Here is a 16,882-nt window from a genome sequence, read left to right as displayed (position 1 = left end):
ACGGTGCAGGCCGCCGCAGGCACTCCGACAGGAAGCCCGTGTGATCGTGCAGGTCGTCAGCTTGCCTGGACCAGCCAGCAGGAGGCGCGCAGACTGACGATACCGCCCTCCGCGTGCGGGTGCAGGGCCGCGGTGACGGCGGCCTCGGCCCGGGCACGCAGATCTGGCTCGGCCTCGCGGAGGAGACGCGCGGTCGGCCCGAGATTGAGCGCGACATGGGCGGCGGCCTCCGCCGCCTCTGTTTCGCTGGCGCCGCGGCCGAGCACCACGTCCCGGTCGATCGCGTCACAGGTCACGGTCCCGAAACCTGCGCCGCGCAGCAGCGCGACCAGCCGCTCATGGTCGGCGAAGCGGAACGGACCGGGCGTATCCGGTTGCGGCGGCGGCGGGATCTCGGGCAGGAGCGGCAGCACCGCATCGCGCGGCACCGTCACCCAAAGGTTCTCCGGCAGCGCCCGCCAGCACAGGAAGGTCAGCCGTCCCTCGGGCTGGAGCATCCGGCGGATGTTGGCGAAGGCGTGGGCCGACTCCGGAAAGAACATCACGCCGAACCGTGACAAGGCCTGCTGATAGGTTCCGAGAGCGGCGTTCTCCACGTCCGCCTCGACGAACCGGATCGGCGCGGCACCGGGTGGTTCCGCCTCGGCCCGGTCCTGGGCGACCGCGAGCAGCGGCGCCGAGATGTCCGCGCCGGTCACGCTCCCTTGCGGACCGACCCGGCGGGCGGCCTCCAGCGTCGTGGTGCCCGAGCCGCAGCCGATATCGAGCACGGATTGCCCCGGCTGGAGCGTCAGGCGCGCGAACAGCGCCTCGGTGAGCGGTGCGAACACCGCGTCGAGCACCGCCTGATTGCGGGCCCAGCGGGTGCCGACCTCGCCGTTCCAGTATTCCGTCTGGGTGATGTCGCCGGCCATCGTCGTGTTCCCTCAGGCCGACGTGACGGCGACCGACAACGCGGGTTTGTGGTTCAGGGTCTGGAACACGACGCAGTAGCGCTCGGTCAGCTTGAGCAGGTCTGCGAGTTTGTCCTCCGAGGCGTCGGTATCCAGAATGAAGAACAGCCGAATGCTACGGAAGCCCACAGGCGCATCCTTATCGACGCCGAGCGTTCCGCGAAAATCGAGGTCGCCCTCCGCATGAACGGTGCCGGAGCGCAGCGGAATCGCGAGCGCCGTCGCCACTGCCTTGAGGGTCACGCCCGCGCACGCGACCAGCGCTTCGAGCAGCATGTCCCCGGAGCACAGTTCGAGGCCGGAGCCGCCGGTCGCCGGGTGGAGCCCGGCTTCCGCGATGGCGCGGCCGGTCTCGACCTTGCAGGCGATCTTGGTGTCGTCGAGGGTACCCCGCGCCTTCAGGGTGATCACCGCCGAATCCGGCGCCGTGCGGTACTGGTCCTTGATCGGAGCCTGGAGGGCTCGCAGAGCGGTGGCGTCCATGGCGTCGTCCTCAGGGTTGATCTGTGCCGGCCGGCTCCTCTTGTGCGGGAGCGTCGGCGACGAGGTATAGGGTCGGCGCTCAGGGACGGGAAGCGCGGCCGGTCAGCGCCGCTACCGCGTCGGCCAGGGCGTCGACCTGCGCATCCGTGTGGGCCGCCGAGAACGCGACCCGCAGCCGCGCGGTCCCGGCCGGTACGGTCGGGGGGCGGATGGCCACGACCAGGAAGCCGGCAGCCTCCAGGGCCGTAGAGATTTCGAGCGCCGCCTGCGCGTCGCCGACCAGGACCGGCACCACGGCGCTCTCGGCTTCGGGCAAGCCGAGGCGGGCGGTGAAGCGTTGGGCCAGCGCCAGCGGCCGGGCGCGCCGGGCCGGTTCCTCCTCCAGGATCGCCAGCGCTTCCAGGGCTGCAGCGGCCGAGGCCGGGGGTAGGCCGGTGGTGTAGACGAAGCTCCGGGCGCGGCTCGTCATCAGGTCGATCACCGGCCGCGAGGCGCAGAGATAGCCGCCGTAAGAGCCGAGCGCCTTCGACAGCGTGCCCATTTCCATTGGTGCCCGCGGCCCGTCCTCGACCACCCCGATCCCGTGGGCGTCGTCGACCAGCGTCCAGGCGTCGAAGGCTTCCGCGACACCCAGCAGATCGCCGAGCGGCGCCCGGTCGCCATCCATGCTGAACACCCGCTCGGTCAAGACGAGGGCGCGGGCGTGGTGCGGGCGGTGCGCCGCGAGCTTGTCCGCGAGGTCGGCCGGATCGTTGTGTCGAAAGGTCAGCACTGCGGCGCCCGACAGCCGCGCCCCCGCCCACATGCAGGCATGGGAGAGTTCATCAAGCACCACGACGTCGCCGCGCCCAGCCAGCGCCGGGGTGATGCCGAGATTGGCGAGATAGCCGCTGCCGAACACCAGGGCGGCTTCGGCGCCCTTGTGGCGGGCGAGTCCCTCTTCCAGGGCGCCCAGATAGGGGTGGTCGCCGGTGACGAGGCGCGAGCCGCCCGCCCCGGCCCCATAGCGGCCGGCCGCCTCTTGCGCGGCGGCGATCACCCGCGGGTGATGCGACAGTCCGAGATAGTCGTTGCATGAGAACGAGACGAGCGCCCTGCCCCGGCGCGACGCCGCGGCTCCGGTGCCGCGCTCGGTTGGCGTGAGCCGCCGCCGCAGGCTGCCGGCTTCCAGCGCGTCGAGTTTGGTGCGGGCGAAGGCGTCGAGGCTGTCCATCAGGTGCGTGATGGGGCCGCGGGGGCGGTGGATGTCAAGGTAGCGACCGGCGCGGAGCTGCGGAAGTTGCGCGTGGGGTACTCGGAGCGCCCCGGCGTGGCGTCCCTCGTCAGCACAGAACAAATACTGCTCGCGATTCGCCTGTCTTACCGCCGCCGGCGGACATAGCGGCTTCAGTCCGTTCACACGCCGGATCGCGCGTCTGCTTGACCACTCCGGCCTTGCCGCCCATCCCTCCGCCATGACGTCCGATCGACCGTTGAAACAGACTCTCTGGCGCCCCTACACGCAGATGGGCGTGGCCGCTCCGCCCCTGGAGGCGGTGGCGACGCATGGCAGCCGCATCGTGCTGGCCGATGGCCGCGAGCTGGTGGATGGGATCGCGTCCTGGTGGACGGCCGTGCACGGCTACAACCATCCCCACATCGCCTGGTCCGTGGCCGACCAGCTGGCGCGGATGCCGCACGTGATGTTCGGCGGCCTGACCCATGCCCCGGCGGAGCGGCTGGCGTCACGGCTCTCCGCGCTGTTGCCAGGGGATCTCGACCACGTGTTCCTGAGCGATTCGGGCTCGGTCGCCGTCGAGGTCGCGTTGAAGATGTCCGCCCAAATGTGGCTCAATCGCGGGGTGAGCGGCCGGACGAAAGTGCTGGCCTTCCGGGGCGGCTATCACGGCGACACGATGGGCGCGATGTCGGTCTGCGACCCCGAGGAGGGCATGCATCGCCGCTTCGGCGCCTACCTGCCCAGCCAGGTGTTCTGTGACCTGCCGCGGAGCCTGGTCGAGACGGAGGCGCTGGATGCGGCTCTGGCCGCCCACCGCGAGACGCTGGTAGCCGTGATCGTCGAACCCCTCGTCCAGGGTGCGGGTGGGATGGTCCTGCACCCGCCGGAGGTGCTGGCGACCGTCGCCCGCCTCGCTCGCCGGCACGGCCTGCCGTTGATCGCCGACGAGATCTTCACCGGATTCGGGCGCACCGGCAGCCTGTTCGCCTTCGAGCAGGCCGGGATCGTGCCGGACATCCTGTGCCTGTCGAAGGCGCTCACCGGCGGCACCATGGCGCTGGCGGCCACGGTCGCCCGGACGGAGGTGTTCGAGGCGTTCTGGTCCGAGGATCCGGCGGCAGCGTTGATGCACGGCCCGACCTTCATGGCCAATCCGCTGGCCTGCGCGGCGGCCAATGCCAGCCTCGACCTGTTCGCGACCGAGCCGCGCCTCGAACAGGCCGGTGCCATCGCCCGCCGGCTCGCGGATGGGCTGTCCGGCCTGAAGGGACTGCCCGGCGTGGCGGATGTCCGGGTCCTGGGTGCCCTCGGGGCGGTACAGTTCACCGCGCCGCCCGACCTCGCCGCCCTCAAGGCGGGCTTCCTCGACCGGGACGTCTGGGTGCGGCCGTTCGGCGACATTGTCTATCTCACCCCGGCCTTGACCATTCCGGACGCCGATCTCGACCGACTGATCGAAGCGGTCGTCGACGTCGTATCCGAGCAGGCCGCTGCGCTCGCCTGAGCGCATCCGCGACACGATCCCGCGAGCCGTCGCCACGCCGCCCTGCAACCTGGAACCGTTTCTGCCGTTGGCTCACCGCTGACAACGCGTGCGGCGGCCCTCGCGGTCGGACGCTGCCGGAGGGAGTACACAGTGGCGAGCGAGCAGACGGTTTCGGGCGGCGATCGGCCGGTGATCCTCCTCGTCGAGGACGAGGCGCTGACGATCATGGACCTCGGGGACGTGCTGGAGGATGGCGGTTACGACACGGTGCAATGTGCCTCCGCCGAGCGGGCGCTCAGCATCCTGCAGGCGCGGCCTGACATCTGTGGCCTGGTGACGGACGTCCAGCTCTCGGGAAAGACCGACGGCTTCGACCTGGCGAGCGCGGTGGCCGAGGCCCGCCCGCAACTGCCGATTCTCATCGTGTCCGGGCGGGCCGCGCCCGATCCGGCCCGGATGCCCGCCCATGCCGACTTCATCGCCCGTCCGTGCACGGGCGAGGACATCCTTGACCGGCTGAAGCGCTTGATGCCCTGTTGAGTGCAGGGCGTTTTCGGCCCCCGTCATCGCACCGTCACCCGCGCGCGCCACAGGAAACCGGGCGGCCTTGGGACGGGAGTGGACGGTGCAGGTTCAGGATGGTCCGGCGGCCGCCGGCATAGATGCGGGCGCTCCGGTGGGCGACAAGCAGAAACGTGAGCGCGAGACCAAGGACGCGGGTGCGTCCGAAGGTTCGTCCAAGAAGATGCGGCCACCTGGCGTGCGCAGCGTCGGCTGGGCCCTGGTGCAGGCTGCGCGCCTGCACCGCGCCCGTACCGGTGACCGGCTGGCCAAGCTCGGCCTGTTCGCCGGACAGGAGCAGGTGGTCCAGGCGCTCGCCGCCGCCGGCACCATGACGATGGGCGACCTCGCCGCCCTCCTGCGGGTCCGCCCGCCGACCGCGTCCAAGACGGTTACCCGGCTCGCGGCTCTGGGGATCGTGGAGCGCCGGGCCGAATCGGGAGATGGCCGCGTCGTGCGGGTGCAGCTCACCGAGGCCGGCCTGGCGAAGGCCGAGGCCATCGAGCGGATCCAGGAGGATGTCGAGGCCGAGCTGCTCGACCATCTCGACAAGACCGACCGGCGCCGCCTCCGCAAGCTCCTCCGCAAGGCCGCCCGCGGCCTCGCCGAGGCGGCCGGCGCCTCCGGCCAGCTCACCGATGTCGACGCGGAGATCGATGCAGAGGCCGAAGACGAGGTCGAGGCGATCCCGGTCTGACGGGCTGCCGGCTCAGGCCGCCTGGCGCCAGGCCGGGAACGGGTCCGGCAAGTCGCGATAGGCTTTGGGGTCGAACGTCTCCGCGTCGTCGGTCGCCACGAGGCACGCATCCAGGGCTTCGGTGAGTGCGTCCCAGTCCATCCCGGTGCCGATGAAGACCAATTCCTGGCGCCGGTCGCCCCAGACCTCGCTCCAGACCGCGTCGAGGCGCTCCCGGAACTCGGGCGCTTCCGGCCAGCGTCGGCGCGGCACTGCCGACCACCAGAAGCCCATGGCCGAGACCCGCGCCACGGCGCCGGCCAGCGAGAAATTCCCGACCCAGTCCGGCCGCGTCGCCAGCCAGAAATGGCCCTTGGCCCGGATCAGCCCCGGCCAGGTTTCGTTGACAAAAGCGTTGAAGCGCTGCGGATCGAACGGCCGCCGCGCTCGGTAGACGAAGGACGTGATCCCGTATTCCTCGGTTTCTGGCACGTGCTCGTGCGCGCCGTACAGCGCCTTGAACCAGAGCGGATGCTGTTGCGCCTTCTCCTCCTCGAACAGCCCGGTATCGAGGATCGCGTCGAGGGGTGCGCGCCCGTAATCGATTTCAAGGATGCGCGCATCCGCGTTCAGCCCGCGCACCACCGAGCGGACCAGGGCCAGGTGCGCGTCCGAGACGTCGTGCGCCTTGTTGATCACCACCACGTCGGCGAATTCGATCTGCTCCACCAGCAGGTCCACGAGCGTGCGGGTATCCTCCGCCCCCGCCGTTTCGCCGCGCTCGCGCAGGAACGCGGCCGAGCCGTAATCCTTCAGCAGGTTCACGGCATCGACCACCGTCACCATCGTGTCGAGGCGGGCGACGTCCGAGAGCGCGCGCCCGGCCTCGTCCCGGAACGCGAAGGTCGAAGCGATCGGCAGCGGCTCGGCAATCCCGGTGCCTTCGATCAGCAGGTAGTCGAATCGTCCCGCCTCGGACAGGCGCCGGACTTCGTCCAGCAGGTCGTCGCGCAGGGTGCAGCAGATGCAGCCGTTGGTCATCTCGACCAGGGTCTCGTCGGTTCGAGTCAGGCCGGCGCCACCGGCCCGCACGAGGTTGGCGTCGATGTTCACCTCGCTCATGTCGTTGACGATGACGGCGACCCGCCGGCCGTCGCGATTGTTGAGCACGTAATTGAGCAGCGTCGTTTTGCCGGCTCCCAGAAAGCCGGAGAGAACGGTGACGGGAAGGCGTCGATGGAGTTTGGTCATGCCATGATACCAACGTTATAACATTGCATTGTCAACCTTCGGCACACCGTCCCGTCGAAGCCCGCCATTCCGGGTGTTGTAACGATGTAACGTTTCCGAACGATCACGAGAAGCCGGACGATCGGCCCTTGCATCGATCCGCTCCGAAGCCTGAATGAAACGATATAACACTGTGTGAGTTTCGATGACCTCGACGCGACGCCTTGCTTTCCTGGCCGGCACGATTCTGTCGGCGCCCGTCTACGCCGTCCTGTTCGCCGTGCCGGCGCAGGCGCAGAAGGCCGTGGCCCTCGACGAGATCAGCGTCACCAGCCCGAGCCCGATCCAGACCGGCCAGCCTGCGGCCGGACCCGCGGCGCCGCTCCAGACCGGCATTCTCCCGGTGGCCACCAACACGTTCTCGCCGGTCACCGTGGTCACCCAGGACCAGATCGCCCGCGACCAGCCCCGGACCCTGGGGGACGCCCTGTTCGACCGGCCGGGTATCTCGTCCACCACCTACGCGCCGGGCGCAGCCTCGCGGCCGATCATCCGCGGCCTCGACAATGCCCGCGTGCGCATCCAGGAGAACGGTATCGTCAACGGCGGCGTCTCGGATCTCGGCGAGGACCACGCGGTCCCGGTGAACCCTCTGGTCTCCGACCGGATCGAGGTGATCCGCGGACCCGCGACCCTGCGCTACGGCTCCGGTGCCATCGGCGGCGTGGTCTCGGCCGACAACAACCGGGTGCCGACCTTCATCCCGGCGAACGGCGTGCAGGGTCAGGTCACCACGGGCTTCTCCAGCGTCGACAACGGCCGGCTCGGCGCCGCCACCGTGGATGCGGGCGGCGACGGGATTGCGGTTCACGCCGACGGCTTCAGGACCGCCAACGACAGCTACGCGATCCCGGGCGGGATCCAGCGCAACTCCTACAACGAGTCGCAGGGCGGCGCGGTCGGCATCTCGGCGATCGGCGACCGCGGCTTCGTCGGCATCTCGTTCAGCCACTACGACGCGATCTACGCGATCCCGGGCGGCGTCGCCGAGCAGAACCGCACCCGCCTGACCCCGAACCAGGACCGGGTCCTGTCGCGGGGCGAGTACCGGCCGCTCGACGGCCCGTTCGAAGTGATCCGCTACTGGGCGGGATACTCGGTCTACCGCCACAACGAGGTCGGCATCGGCGAGGATGGGATCGAGGGTGTCCAGGCGATCTTCAAGAACCGCGAGGCCGAGGGGCGGCTGGAACTCCAGCACGTCCCGGTCGAGACTCCGTTCGGCGTGCTGACCGGGGCGCTCGGCTTCCAGTCGGACCGGCGGGTGATCAACACCCAGCTCGAATCGTTCCTGCCCAAGACCGAATCCCGGGCCAACGCGGTCTACCTGTTCGAGGAGCTGGAGCTGCGCCCCGGCACGCGGCTGCAGGCGGCCGGCCGCTACGAGGTGGACCGATTGTCGAGCATCGCGGCGCAGTTCCCCGCGGACTACGCCCCGGTCGACGGGCAGGATCCGTTCCAGTACGCCCGGACCCGGCGCTTCGCCCCGAAGAGCGCCAGCATCGGCGCCCTGCAGGACCTGCCCCTCGGCTTCGTGGCGAGCCTCAACGGCTCCTATGTCGAGCGCGGACCCACCGGCTACGAGCTGTTCTCGCAGGGGCCGCACGACGCCACCGCGACCTTCGAGATCGGCAACCCGGACCTCAAGAAGGAACGCGCCCGAACCGTGGAGGCCAGCATCCGCCGGGCCGAGGGCCCGCTGCGCCTCGACGCCACCGGCTACTACACGCGCTACACGGGCTTCATCTACCGCAACTTCACCGGGCTCGCCTGCGACGACGACTTCGCATCCTGCGGCACCGGCACCGAGAATCGGCAGATCGTCTACCAGCAGCAGAACGCCACCTTCTACGGTGCCGAGATCATCGGCCAGTACGACATCCTGCCCGTCGGCAACGGCTTCGCCGGCATCGAGGCCCAATTCGACTTCGTGCGCGCGCAGTTCGACAACGGTACCAACGTGCCGCGCATCCCGCCCTACCGGCTCGGCGGCGGCGTCTACCTGCGGGCCGATGGCTGGTTCGCCCGGGTGAACCTGCTCCATGCCTTCGACCACCAGGCGACCGCCCTGTTCGAGACCCCCACCCCCGGCTACGACGATCTGCGCGCCGAGCTGAGCTACACCAAGGCGGTCGATCCGGCGGTCTACGGGGCGAGCGCGATCACCCTCGGGGTCCAGGGTCGGAACCTGCTCGACGCCGACATCCGCAACTCGACCTCGTTCAAGAAGGACGAGATCCTGCTGCCGGGGCGGAACGTGCGATTGTTCCTGACCGCGCGGTTCTGAGGGCGGGCTGAGACGCCGGCCGCACCGGATATGGTTTCACGCGATGGCCTGCGAGCGCCTCCGTCTGCGCGAGTGCAGCGACGCAACCCAGTAAGGCGCCATCCTCGGACGTGCCGCGCCGCCCTGGGTCGCTTCGTTGCGCGCGTGATGACGGTGAAGGAAGCTCACGGTGGCCTCCGTCTGGACAGCATCGGAGGTTTCGCGCTCCGGAGGTGGTGAACCGGTGTCGGCCGCGGGGCTATAAGCGCGTGGCCCCGATGATTCCGACCGGACGACACCTGCATGGCGAGCGTGACTGCACCGATCCGAGTCGGCCTGATCGGCTACGGCTATGCCGGCAAAACCTTCCACGCGCCGCTGATCCGTGCGGTTCCGGCGCTCGACCTCCGATTGGTCGCTTCGCGGGATAAGGCCAAGGTCCAGGCCGACCTTCCCGGTATGCGCGTCATCGCCGATCCCGGTGCGGTCGCCGCCTCGGACAGCGTCGATCTCGTGGTCATCGCATCCCCCAACGACACGCACGCGCCCCTGGCTCGGATCGCCCTGGCGGCCGGCAAGCACGTCGTCATCGACAAGCCCTTCACCCTCGACCTCGCCGAGGCGCGCAGCCTGGTCGCGCTGGCGCGCCGCCATGGCCGGAGGCTGTCGGTGTTCCACAACCGGCGCTGGGACAGCGACTTCCTCAGCGTCCGAACCGCCATCGCGGACGGGGTCATCGGCAAGGTCCGGCATTTCGAATCGCATTTCGACCGGTTCCGCCCCGGCGTCCGTGACCGGTGGCGGGAGGGGGCCGGACCGGGAAGCGGGATCTGGTACGATCTCGGCCCGCACCTCGTCGACCAGGCGCTCCAGCTCTTCGGTCTGCCGGACCGGGTGACCGCGAACCTGGCTCGGCTGCGCAAAGGTGCGCTGTCCGACGATTGGGCCCACGTGGTGCTGGACTATCCGGACGTGCGCGTGGTCCTGCACGCCAGCATGGTGGTCGCCGGTGGATCGCCCCGTTTCGTCGTCCACGGCGAGGGCGGCAGCCTCGTCAAGCAACACCTCGACGGACAGGAGCAGCAGCTTCTCGCCGGCATGGCTCCGGGCGCCCCGGGTTGGGGCCAGGATTCGGACGGGATCGCGGTCCATGACGGGCGCGGCAGCGTGAGGCGCCTGCCCGCATTGGCCGGGGACCAGCGCCGGTTCTACCAAGACGTGGCTCACGGGATCTCCCGGGGCGCCGTCGACCATACGCCGGCGCTGGAGGCCCTCCAGGTGATGGCCTGCATCGACGCGGCTTTGACCTCGGCGCGGACCGGGACGACGGTGGCGCTGCCGCTCGTGCCGGAGGAGCGATCCGCATCCCAGTTCGCGGAGGATGACCTGGCATCGCCACACGTCTGAGGTCGAAGGGCGCAGGCGAACGCAAGTCGCGGCGGTTCACCTGGACGCGGTTCTTCGAGGCGGCAGAGCGTTAGGCAGCCGTCCACCGAGCAACCGCCCCGTCATCCGGGCTCCGCTCCGCGGCCCTGGACTGCCGGGGCGGTTGCCAAGAGCTGCCCCATTCCGCTCAGCGAGCCCGCGTCGAAACAGTCCGGCCGAGGCGCCGCCAGCCCGCGACGATCCCGGTGACCGCGATCCCGGCGGCGAGCAGGTTCAGGAGCCACTGCGCCGCGTTGCGCAGGGCGGCCCGTCCGCTCAGAAACGGGAAGTCGAGGCGGTGGGGCGCATCGAACAGCCAACGGTTGATGCGACCCGAGCGGTCGAGGCGCTGCAGGATGGTGCCGTCGCGCGGGTCGATATGGAGCCAGGTTGCGTCCGGATCGTCGAAGCGCAGGCGCAGAACCGGCAGGGGACGCGGGTCCACCCCATGCGGATACCAGTAGGCATCGTACGCCCCGAGCAGGCCCGCTGCCCGTAGATGTCCCATGGGGATCGCGTCCGCGGCGGCGGCGGCCAGGGCCGCCGCGTCCGGACCGGGGCCGCCGTCCGGTGCGACAGCGCGGGGGCCGTCCACCGCCTCGGCGACCACCCACCAGCGACCGCCGACCGTGGTGAAGCGCAGCGACCGGGTGTCCGGGCCGGCGAGATCGCGCAGCCGCCCGACATCGAGCCCGAGCGGTCCCGGCGTTCCAGCGTAGGCGCTGCGCAGCGCGGTCGGCGGCGCGCTCGATGCGAACCAGCGGTTCGGGTTCATGGAGATCCAGCCGCTCAGGATGAACGCCCCGAGCCCCAGCCCGCCCGCTAGGCCGAACAGGTGGTGCCAGCGCGCCAGCCCGCGATAGGGCGTGACGGCGCCGTGCGCATAGCGGCGGCGCAGGCGCAGGCGCCAGATCCCGACGACCAAGCCGCTGACCGCCCCGAGGGCGGCGAATCCGGAGAGCCAGAGCAGCACTGTCCGCCACAGCTCCGCCCGGGCGCGCAGCGGCGTCAGGTAGATCCAGTGCGGCACCGAACCGAGCCAGTTCCAGGCCCGCTCGAACCGGGTCGTGTCGAGGGCGATCCCCCCGTTTACCGCGGAGACGTAGAGCTCGGTCCCCTCCGGGTCATCGAAGACGACCTTGTGGAACGGCCGGAGCGGGTCGTAGCGAGCGGTCACAGTCCACTGGTCCCGCTCGACCGGATCGACGCGGGCATCCGGCCGATCCCCGGCGGCGAGCCGCAAGGCCGCCTCCGCACCAACCGGGCCGAGCCGCGCGCCGGTACGGCCCGATACGGTCGCCCGCCCCCCGTCGCGGCCTGTGATCCGGTAGACCGGCTCGGCACCGCGCATCTCCAGCGCGAACGCCGCCGGCACGCCCGCAAGGTCGCCGGCGGCGAGCGCCGCGTCCGGCGGGACCGCGACGGTCTCCCAGACGATCGGGGCGAGGCGCGCGAGGCGCTCGGCCGCTGTGAGTGCCGGGAACGGCACGTAGAGCATCACCAGTCCGGAGCCGATCCACAGGGCGAAGATCAGGGCCGTGGCGATCCCGGCTCAGCGGTGGAACAGCAGCAGCCAGCGACGCGCGGCTTTGCCGACCCGCTGCCTCACCAAGTCACCGTGTAGGCGACTTCCATCGAGCGCGGCCGGCCGAGCAGCCAGTTGGTGCCGACCCCGTTCACGGCATTGCCGCTGATCGCGTAAACCTTGTCGAACAGGTTGTAGACCCGCAGGCTCAGGCGCGAATCCGCCGTCACCTGATGGTCGAGCACGAGGTTGACGAGGTTGTAGGCCGGGCGCCGGGCCGTGTTGGAGAAGTCGCTGTAGACCTGGCCGACGTTCTGGAGCCCCACGCGTGCCGTCCAGGCGCGGGCAAAGTCCCAGGTCAGCCACAGGTTGGCGACCCGCTCGGGCACGTCGATCGGCTGGTTGCCGGCATACGAGACGGTCGCGCCGTTCACGCTCTGATTGAACGTATCGTATTGCGCGTGCAGGAGCGCGAGGTTGCCGTCCAGCCGCCAGCCCGGGGCGAGGTGCCAGCCAAGCGCCAGCTCGAAGCCCTGCGAGGATTGCTGGCCGACCTGGGTCGACACGGTCGGCTGACCCGGCACGGTCGAGATCAGGTTGTCCTTGACGATCCGGTATCCGGCAACCGTCCATTCCAGTGCGCCGTCGAATGCGAGGCCCTTGGCGCCGATTTCGACCTGCGTGCCGGTGGCGAGCTGGAACCCTGAGAGCGACTGCGTCAGGGTGATGAGGCTGTTCACCGGGTCGGTCGCGAAGCTGTACTGGGCGTAGAGCGCGTTGTCCGGCGTCGGGTTGTAGACCAGCCCGAACCGGTAGCCGAGCGCCTGATAGGTTTTCTCGAACTGTGATCCGCTCTGCAAATCCTCGCGACGGAGCGTCGGCACGTCCAGGCGCACGCCGGTGAGGAACGAGAGCTTGTCCGACAGGATCACCCGGTCCTCGGCGAAGACCGAGGCCTGGCTGGTCTGTGTCGCGTAGGCCGGCTGCGCCCGCCCGTTCTGCGGGAAGTATCCTGGATCGTAGCCTATCAGCGGCACGCTGGTGGTCTGGTCGAAGGTGAAATTGTTCGTGTGGCGGAAGTCGATGTGGTTCACGTCGAACCCGACCGCGAACGCGTTCGGCAGGCCGAACAGGTTGCCCTTGACGCTCGCGTCCAGGCGATTCCCGACCTGTTCCTGGCTGTGGTAGATCTCGGTGTAGCTGCCCCGGTCGACCAGCCCGGTGCCGCGGTTGTAGGTGTATTGCTCGGTATCGAGCCAATGCCGCCGGCTGGTGAGCCGATAGGCCGTATTGCGCACGATGATGTCGTCCGAGGGCGTCCACTCGGTCTTGAACTGGGTCCAGTTATCCGACCAGGTAATCTTCGCGTCGCGGACGTTGTAGTTGTTGAACCGGATCAGGTCCGGGATCCTACCCTCGACCAGGGGCGTGCCCCAGTAGCGCGCCGGCTCCTGGTAGCCGAGGTCGTGGCTCACCGTGACGGCGAGGTCCGGGCTCGGCTGGAACAGCAGGGCGGCCGAGACGGCGAGGTTGCGGAAATCGCCCTCCGGCCGGATCCAGCCATCCGCGCGGTTGCCGCTGACGTTGAGGCGGTACGCGAAGGTGTCGCCGAATTCCTCGCGCCCGAGCGCCCCGCCCGAATCCAGCGCCAGCCGCGCGACGCCGTCGGTGCCGATCACCGCGCGCGCGGTGTTGATCGGCGCGAAGACCGGCTTCTTCGGCACCACGTTGATCACGCCGCCAATGGCGCCGTCGCCGTAGAGCACCGAGGACGGGCCGCGCAGCACCTCGATACGCTCGACGTTCCAGGTGTCGAACGGGAACGTGACCGTGTTGGCCCCGACATAGAAGCGTGTGCCGTCGTAGAGCTGCTGGATCGAGTTCGGGCCCGCGAAACCGCGCGACGTGAAGGCGCCGTTGCCGTTGCCCGGCGCCGCGATCGTGGTGATGCCGGTGGCGTCCTGGGTCACGGCTTCGGCGATCGTGTCCTGGCCGCGCAGCCGTGCGGTCTCGCCCGACACGATATCGACGCTCGCCGGCGTCTCCAGCGGCGTCAGCCCGAGCCGGCTCGCGGTCCGGTCGGGCGTGCGCAGGTTCAGCCCGGTCGGCGCAGCGCGGGTCAGGCTGACGCCGCCCTCCCCCTCGACGGAGAGCTGATCGAGGGTCACGGTTTCCTGGGCTGCGGCCGGGCTTGCCAGGAGCGTGAGCATGGCACCGCAGAGCGGTCTACGCCGGCTGCGACGAGGAAGTTTGGATCGCGACATGGTGAGGATAGGTCCGAGCGCGGCGGCCGCCGGTTCAGATGCCCTAATAGCAATGTAATAACATTACAATTGCGGATGCGTGTCTGATCCGGTCCGGTCCACGCGCGGCGGCCCGGGTGAAGGATCAGGCCGCGTGCAAACGCGGCCGGGATCGGCACGACAAGGGAAAGCATCGGGAACCGGGACGCGGGCGCGCTTGCTGTGGCACGTCACCGCGAACGAGGCCTCGCCGACCGCGCTCGCGCACGGCCGTCTCGACACCCGCCAGGACACCCCGCCTGACGCGTTTCGCGTGTGACCACGGCTGACGGCAGGTCTCCTGGCTCGCGGGTCGCCGCCCTCGCACCGTCTTCCCGGGCTTGAGACCCAGTGACGTGGTGGTGAAGGACTCGCCGCTCACAGTTGCGGGGACAGCCGCGGTTTCAGGGCAGGCCCCTCACCGCGTTCCCTTTTGATCCCCGAGGGGAACCGTCGCCGACTAGCGTGGCTGTATGCCGGTGGAACGTCAAGCGTGTGGATATCCGGCCCCCTGCGTGGGCGGCCTGCGATCAGGCGCACGATCGCCTCGCGCGATGCTTAACGGATCACGGGCCCCCGACGGTATGGCGCAAAATTTTGTATTTCCACCGTACTAGTATTTTTGGACATGACTTGCTGTTCTAACGAATTATAAATTTATTTTCCAAATATCAGCGTTGTTATTCTGGAACTAAGCAAATTGACATCCGCTTTTTACCTTTATAAAAATACCGGAACTTTTTTTGATCTGTCGCGTAAAATTTTCGAGCCGAAATCGGAGGTGGTTCAAGACGGCGCATCGGCTAAAATAGTGGTTTTCGCTCTGTCGCTTATTCGCCAAATTTGCAAAACCTGGTAGGAGAATCATTATGAATTCACCTTATGTATTAGAGAATCCCTGTCATCCTGGCGGGTTCGTTCGCCGCAATATCCTTGAGCCGCGTAACCTAACCGTCATGGCTGCGGCCAGCCTGCTCAACGTGACGCGCCAAACGCTGTCCGACTTCTTGAACGAGAAGATCGCTCTTACGGCCGAACTGGCTCTGCGGGTCGAGAAGGTGTTCGGGGCCCGCATGGAGATGCTGATGGAGATGCAGACCCACTACGATATCTCGCGCGCGCGGAAACTCGAACAGAAGGTCGAGAGGGAACTCGCGGGCCGGACCGGCGTCCAGACCCCGACCGAAAGGCCTCAGGTAATCGTCAAGCGCGTTCACGCGTTTGGGTGAGCTCAATTCGTGGCGACCGGTTGTCCGGGATGCCGGGCCGTTACCGGATCTCCCCTGCGCGACGCGGGGTGAACGCGCATTGGTCGGGCCTCCACGCCTTGTCGTCGCTTCTTGGCCGGGACGCACCGCTTTGCGACGCATGATGGACGGCTCCGGAAAACACCTCGGCACGTTTCCGCGCGGGACCGGGTGACGATCGCAGGGGGACCAGTCCCCATGCCTTGATATCGTTCGTCGTCACGGGCCAAGGCGATCGGCATTCTCCAGATCGGACGGTACCGCGCACGCGACCCTGATCGTGTTTCATCGGAGACATTTGCTCAGGCTGTATCGCGATCAAAACATTATGCATATTTCTGAAGTTTTGCAGATTAATACAGTCAAATTCTCGATTTATTCGAAATAAATTTGTAAATCTGGATGAGATTGACATGCTGCAATCCGGTTGATATCGGCGATTTGATCGGATCTGCAAGACAATAAAATATATAACCGGCAAAATAAAGTAAGACTGTGGGTGGCTGAGGTAGTCGGCGATTCTGATGTTGCTGATGGAGCGCTGCTTGCGCCCATGTGCCCGTGAGGTCTGCCGCAGTTCCGATCAGTCGATCAAAACGCTCATCCGAAAACGATTGTGTCAATCGACGAAGGAGTCCCAGGTGAACGCTGTCCATCAACCGGCAAATCCGTGTCATCCCGGTCTGTTTGTTCGCCGCAAGGTCTTCGAGCCGCGCAACCTGACCATCATGGAGGCTGCCGGTCTTCTGGGCGTCACGCGTCACGCGCTCACCGACTTTCTCACCGAGAAGACCCCTTTGACTGCCGACCTGGCTTTCCAGATCGAGCAGGCGTTCGGGTACAGCATGGAAATGATGATGGAGATGCAGAAGCAGTTCGACATCGCCGCCGTGCGCAGGCGCGAGCGGAATGTTCGAAACGAGTCAATGTCCAAGGCCTGGTCCCAGGTCGCCGCGACACGGCTCCAGGTTGCGCAGACACGGGCTCATACGTCCGAACGGAAGCACGCCTTCGCGTAACGTTCGCACCTATCGGATCTCGGCTCGAGCGATCGCCGCCGAAGTCGGAGGCGGGTTCGGCATACGTGAGCGCGTTAAATCAAGGCTTTAGAACTGCTCCCGATGGCAACGTGTTCGGGAGCAGATCTAGGGATCATGGAGACCGAAGCTGTCGCAGCCGAGGGCGGGACTGTATGCTCGCCCTGCAAAGCCTCAACTTGTTCGACAGAATAGTCCGAGCAGCCGATAGGCCCGGGTAGGCCCGGAGGGGGTCCAAGGGCTCGCGACGCCCGCTGCGTCGGCGTTCGATGAAGCAGCGGTGAAATAGAACACCCGCTCGACGAAGCTTTCGGCACGTTGGACCCATCTGGTAGAGTGTACGGCCGACAACGAGGCGTTGCGCGCCGCCGCCGGGAGCCACGGACCCTGCACCCCGGGCCGTTGTCGGTTTACGAGCCGCAGCATACCAGG

Annotated in this window: 13 protein-coding genes and 1 riboswitch; of the genes, 7 read left to right on the top strand and 6 right to left on the bottom strand. The window is 68.1% G+C overall.

All coding sequences use genetic code 11. The features are described from left to right. Positions 1-56 precede the first annotated feature (56 nt). From FV242_RS05235 to FV242_RS05225, 3 genes are all read right to left on the bottom strand, one after another. Complete coding sequence (locus FV242_RS05235; RefSeq protein ID WP_147938166.1) at positions 57-914, bottom strand: class I SAM-dependent methyltransferase; 858 nt, start codon at positions 912-914, stop codon at positions 57-59. 12 nt (positions 915-926) lie between these two features. Continuing rightward, on the bottom strand, positions 927-1,436 hold the full coding sequence (locus FV242_RS05230) for an OsmC family protein (protein WP_147938165.1): 510 nt from the start codon (positions 1,434-1,436) through the stop codon (positions 927-929). A 79-nt stretch (positions 1,437-1,515) separates the two neighbouring features. After that, a complete protein-coding gene (locus FV242_RS05225; protein WP_147938164.1) occupies positions 1,516-2,649 on the bottom strand; it encodes an aminotransferase class I/II-fold pyridoxal phosphate-dependent enzyme in 1,134 nt (377 codons plus the stop codon). 241 nt (positions 2,650-2,890) lie between these two features. Here FV242_RS05225 and FV242_RS05220 point away from each other — a divergent pair, with 241 nt between their 5' ends. The 3 genes from FV242_RS05220 to FV242_RS05210 all read left to right on the top strand — a co-directional run bounded on the left by FV242_RS05220 (position 2,891) and on the right by FV242_RS05210 (position 5,399). Then, positions 2,891-4,159 carry an adenosylmethionine--8-amino-7-oxononanoate transaminase gene (locus tag FV242_RS05220; RefSeq protein WP_147938163.1) on the top strand — a complete coding sequence of 423 codons (1,269 nt, stop codon included), beginning with the start codon at positions 2,891-2,893 and terminating at the stop codon, positions 4,157-4,159. Between the two features lie 132 nt (positions 4,160-4,291). Then, positions 4,292-4,681: a response regulator gene (locus tag FV242_RS05215; RefSeq protein ID WP_147853788.1), complete on the top strand. Its 390-nt coding sequence runs from the start codon at positions 4,292-4,294 to the stop codon at positions 4,679-4,681. An 85-nt stretch (positions 4,682-4,766) separates the two neighbouring features. Continuing rightward, positions 4,767-5,399, top strand: coding sequence for a MarR family winged helix-turn-helix transcriptional regulator (locus FV242_RS05210; RefSeq protein WP_147938162.1), 633 nt, complete (start codon positions 4,767-4,769; stop codon positions 5,397-5,399). 12 nt (positions 5,400-5,411) lie between these two features. Here the strand turns inward: FV242_RS05210 and zigA are convergent, their stop codons facing one another. Beyond that, a complete protein-coding gene (zigA, locus tag FV242_RS05205; protein WP_147938161.1) occupies positions 5,412-6,629 on the bottom strand; it encodes a zinc metallochaperone GTPase ZigA in 1,218 nt (405 codons plus the stop codon). A gap of 184 nt (positions 6,630-6,813) precedes the next feature. Here zigA and FV242_RS05200 point away from each other — a divergent pair, with 184 nt between their 5' ends. Further along, on the top strand, positions 6,814-8,955 hold the full coding sequence (locus tag FV242_RS05200; protein WP_187278333.1) for a TonB-dependent receptor: 2,142 nt from the start codon (positions 6,814-6,816) through the stop codon (positions 8,953-8,955). 282 nt (positions 8,956-9,237) lie between these two features. Next, positions 9,238-10,341, top strand: a complete 1,104-nt coding sequence (locus tag FV242_RS05195) for an oxidoreductase (RefSeq protein ID WP_147938160.1) — start codon at positions 9,238-9,240, stop codon at positions 10,339-10,341. A gap of 166 nt (positions 10,342-10,507) precedes the next feature. Here FV242_RS05195 and FV242_RS05190 read toward each other — a convergent pair whose 3' ends face one another. Both FV242_RS05190 and FV242_RS05185 read right to left on the bottom strand, forming a co-directional pair. Further along, on the bottom strand, positions 10,508-11,857 hold the full coding sequence (locus tag FV242_RS05190) for a PepSY domain-containing protein (protein WP_306440288.1): 1,350 nt from the start codon (positions 11,855-11,857) through the stop codon (positions 10,508-10,510). Positions 11,858-11,964: 107 nt separating this feature from the next. Continuing rightward, complete coding sequence (locus FV242_RS05185) at positions 11,965-14,094, bottom strand: TonB-dependent siderophore receptor (protein WP_246692604.1); 2,130 nt, start codon at positions 14,092-14,094, stop codon at positions 11,965-11,967. Between the two features lie 345 nt (positions 14,095-14,439). Beyond that, a riboswitch (cobalamin riboswitch) is annotated at positions 14,440-14,636 on the bottom strand. Positions 14,637-15,035: 399 nt separating this feature from the next. Between FV242_RS05185 and FV242_RS05180 the strand changes: the two genes are divergently transcribed. Then, positions 15,036-15,395 carry a HigA family addiction module antitoxin gene (locus tag FV242_RS05180; RefSeq protein ID WP_147938158.1) on the top strand — a complete coding sequence of 120 codons (360 nt, stop codon included), beginning with the start codon at positions 15,036-15,038 and terminating at the stop codon, positions 15,393-15,395. 542 nt (positions 15,396-15,937) lie between these two features. Beyond that, positions 15,938-16,432 (top strand): HigA family addiction module antitoxin, encoded by a 495-nt coding sequence (locus FV242_RS05175; RefSeq protein WP_246692603.1) that lies wholly within the window; start codon positions 15,938-15,940, stop codon positions 16,430-16,432. Positions 16,433-16,882 lie beyond the last annotated feature (450 nt).

The sequence above is a fragment of the Methylobacterium sp. WL64 genome (assembly GCF_008039945.1).
Taxonomy (GTDB): Bacteria; Pseudomonadota; Alphaproteobacteria; order Rhizobiales; family Beijerinckiaceae; genus Methylobacterium.
Note: the sequence above shows the minus strand (reverse complement) of the source record. Positions and strands in the feature narration are given on the sequence as shown.

What these genes read in the sequence shown, in the direction of transcription:
- FV242_RS05190 (WP_306440288.1), bottom strand. Translation starts at nt 11,857, where the DNA reads ATGCTCTACGTGCCGTTCCCGGCACTCACAGCGGCCGAGCGCCTCGCG.
- FV242_RS05180 (WP_147938158.1), top strand. Translation starts at nt 15,036, where the DNA reads ATGAATTCACCTTATGTATTAGAGAATCCCTGTCATCCTGGCGGGTTC.
- FV242_RS05200 (WP_187278333.1), top strand. Translation starts at nt 6,814, where the DNA reads ATGACCTCGACGCGACGCCTTGCTTTCCTGGCCGGCACGATTCTGTCG.
- FV242_RS05175 (WP_246692603.1), top strand. Translation starts at nt 15,938, where the DNA reads ATGTTGCTGATGGAGCGCTGCTTGCGCCCATGTGCCCGTGAGGTCTGC.
- FV242_RS05235 (WP_147938166.1), bottom strand. Translation starts at nt 914, where the DNA reads ATGGCCGGCGACATCACCCAGACGGAATACTGGAACGGCGAGGTCGGC.
- zigA (WP_147938161.1), bottom strand. Translation starts at nt 6,629, where the DNA reads ATGACCAAACTCCATCGACGCCTTCCCGTCACCGTTCTCTCCGGCTTT.
- FV242_RS05230 (WP_147938165.1), bottom strand. Translation starts at nt 1,436, where the DNA reads ATGGACGCCACCGCTCTGCGAGCCCTCCAGGCTCCGATCAAGGACCAG.
- FV242_RS05185 (WP_246692604.1), bottom strand. Translation starts at nt 14,094, where the DNA reads ATGCTCACGCTCCTGGCAAGCCCGGCCGCAGCCCAGGAAACCGTGACC.
- FV242_RS05220 (WP_147938163.1), top strand. Translation starts at nt 2,891, where the DNA reads ATGACGTCCGATCGACCGTTGAAACAGACTCTCTGGCGCCCCTACACG.
- FV242_RS05225 (WP_147938164.1), bottom strand. Translation starts at nt 2,649, where the DNA reads ATGGACAGCCTCGACGCCTTCGCCCGCACCAAACTCGACGCGCTGGAA.
- FV242_RS05195 (WP_147938160.1), top strand. Translation starts at nt 9,238, where the DNA reads ATGGCGAGCGTGACTGCACCGATCCGAGTCGGCCTGATCGGCTACGGC.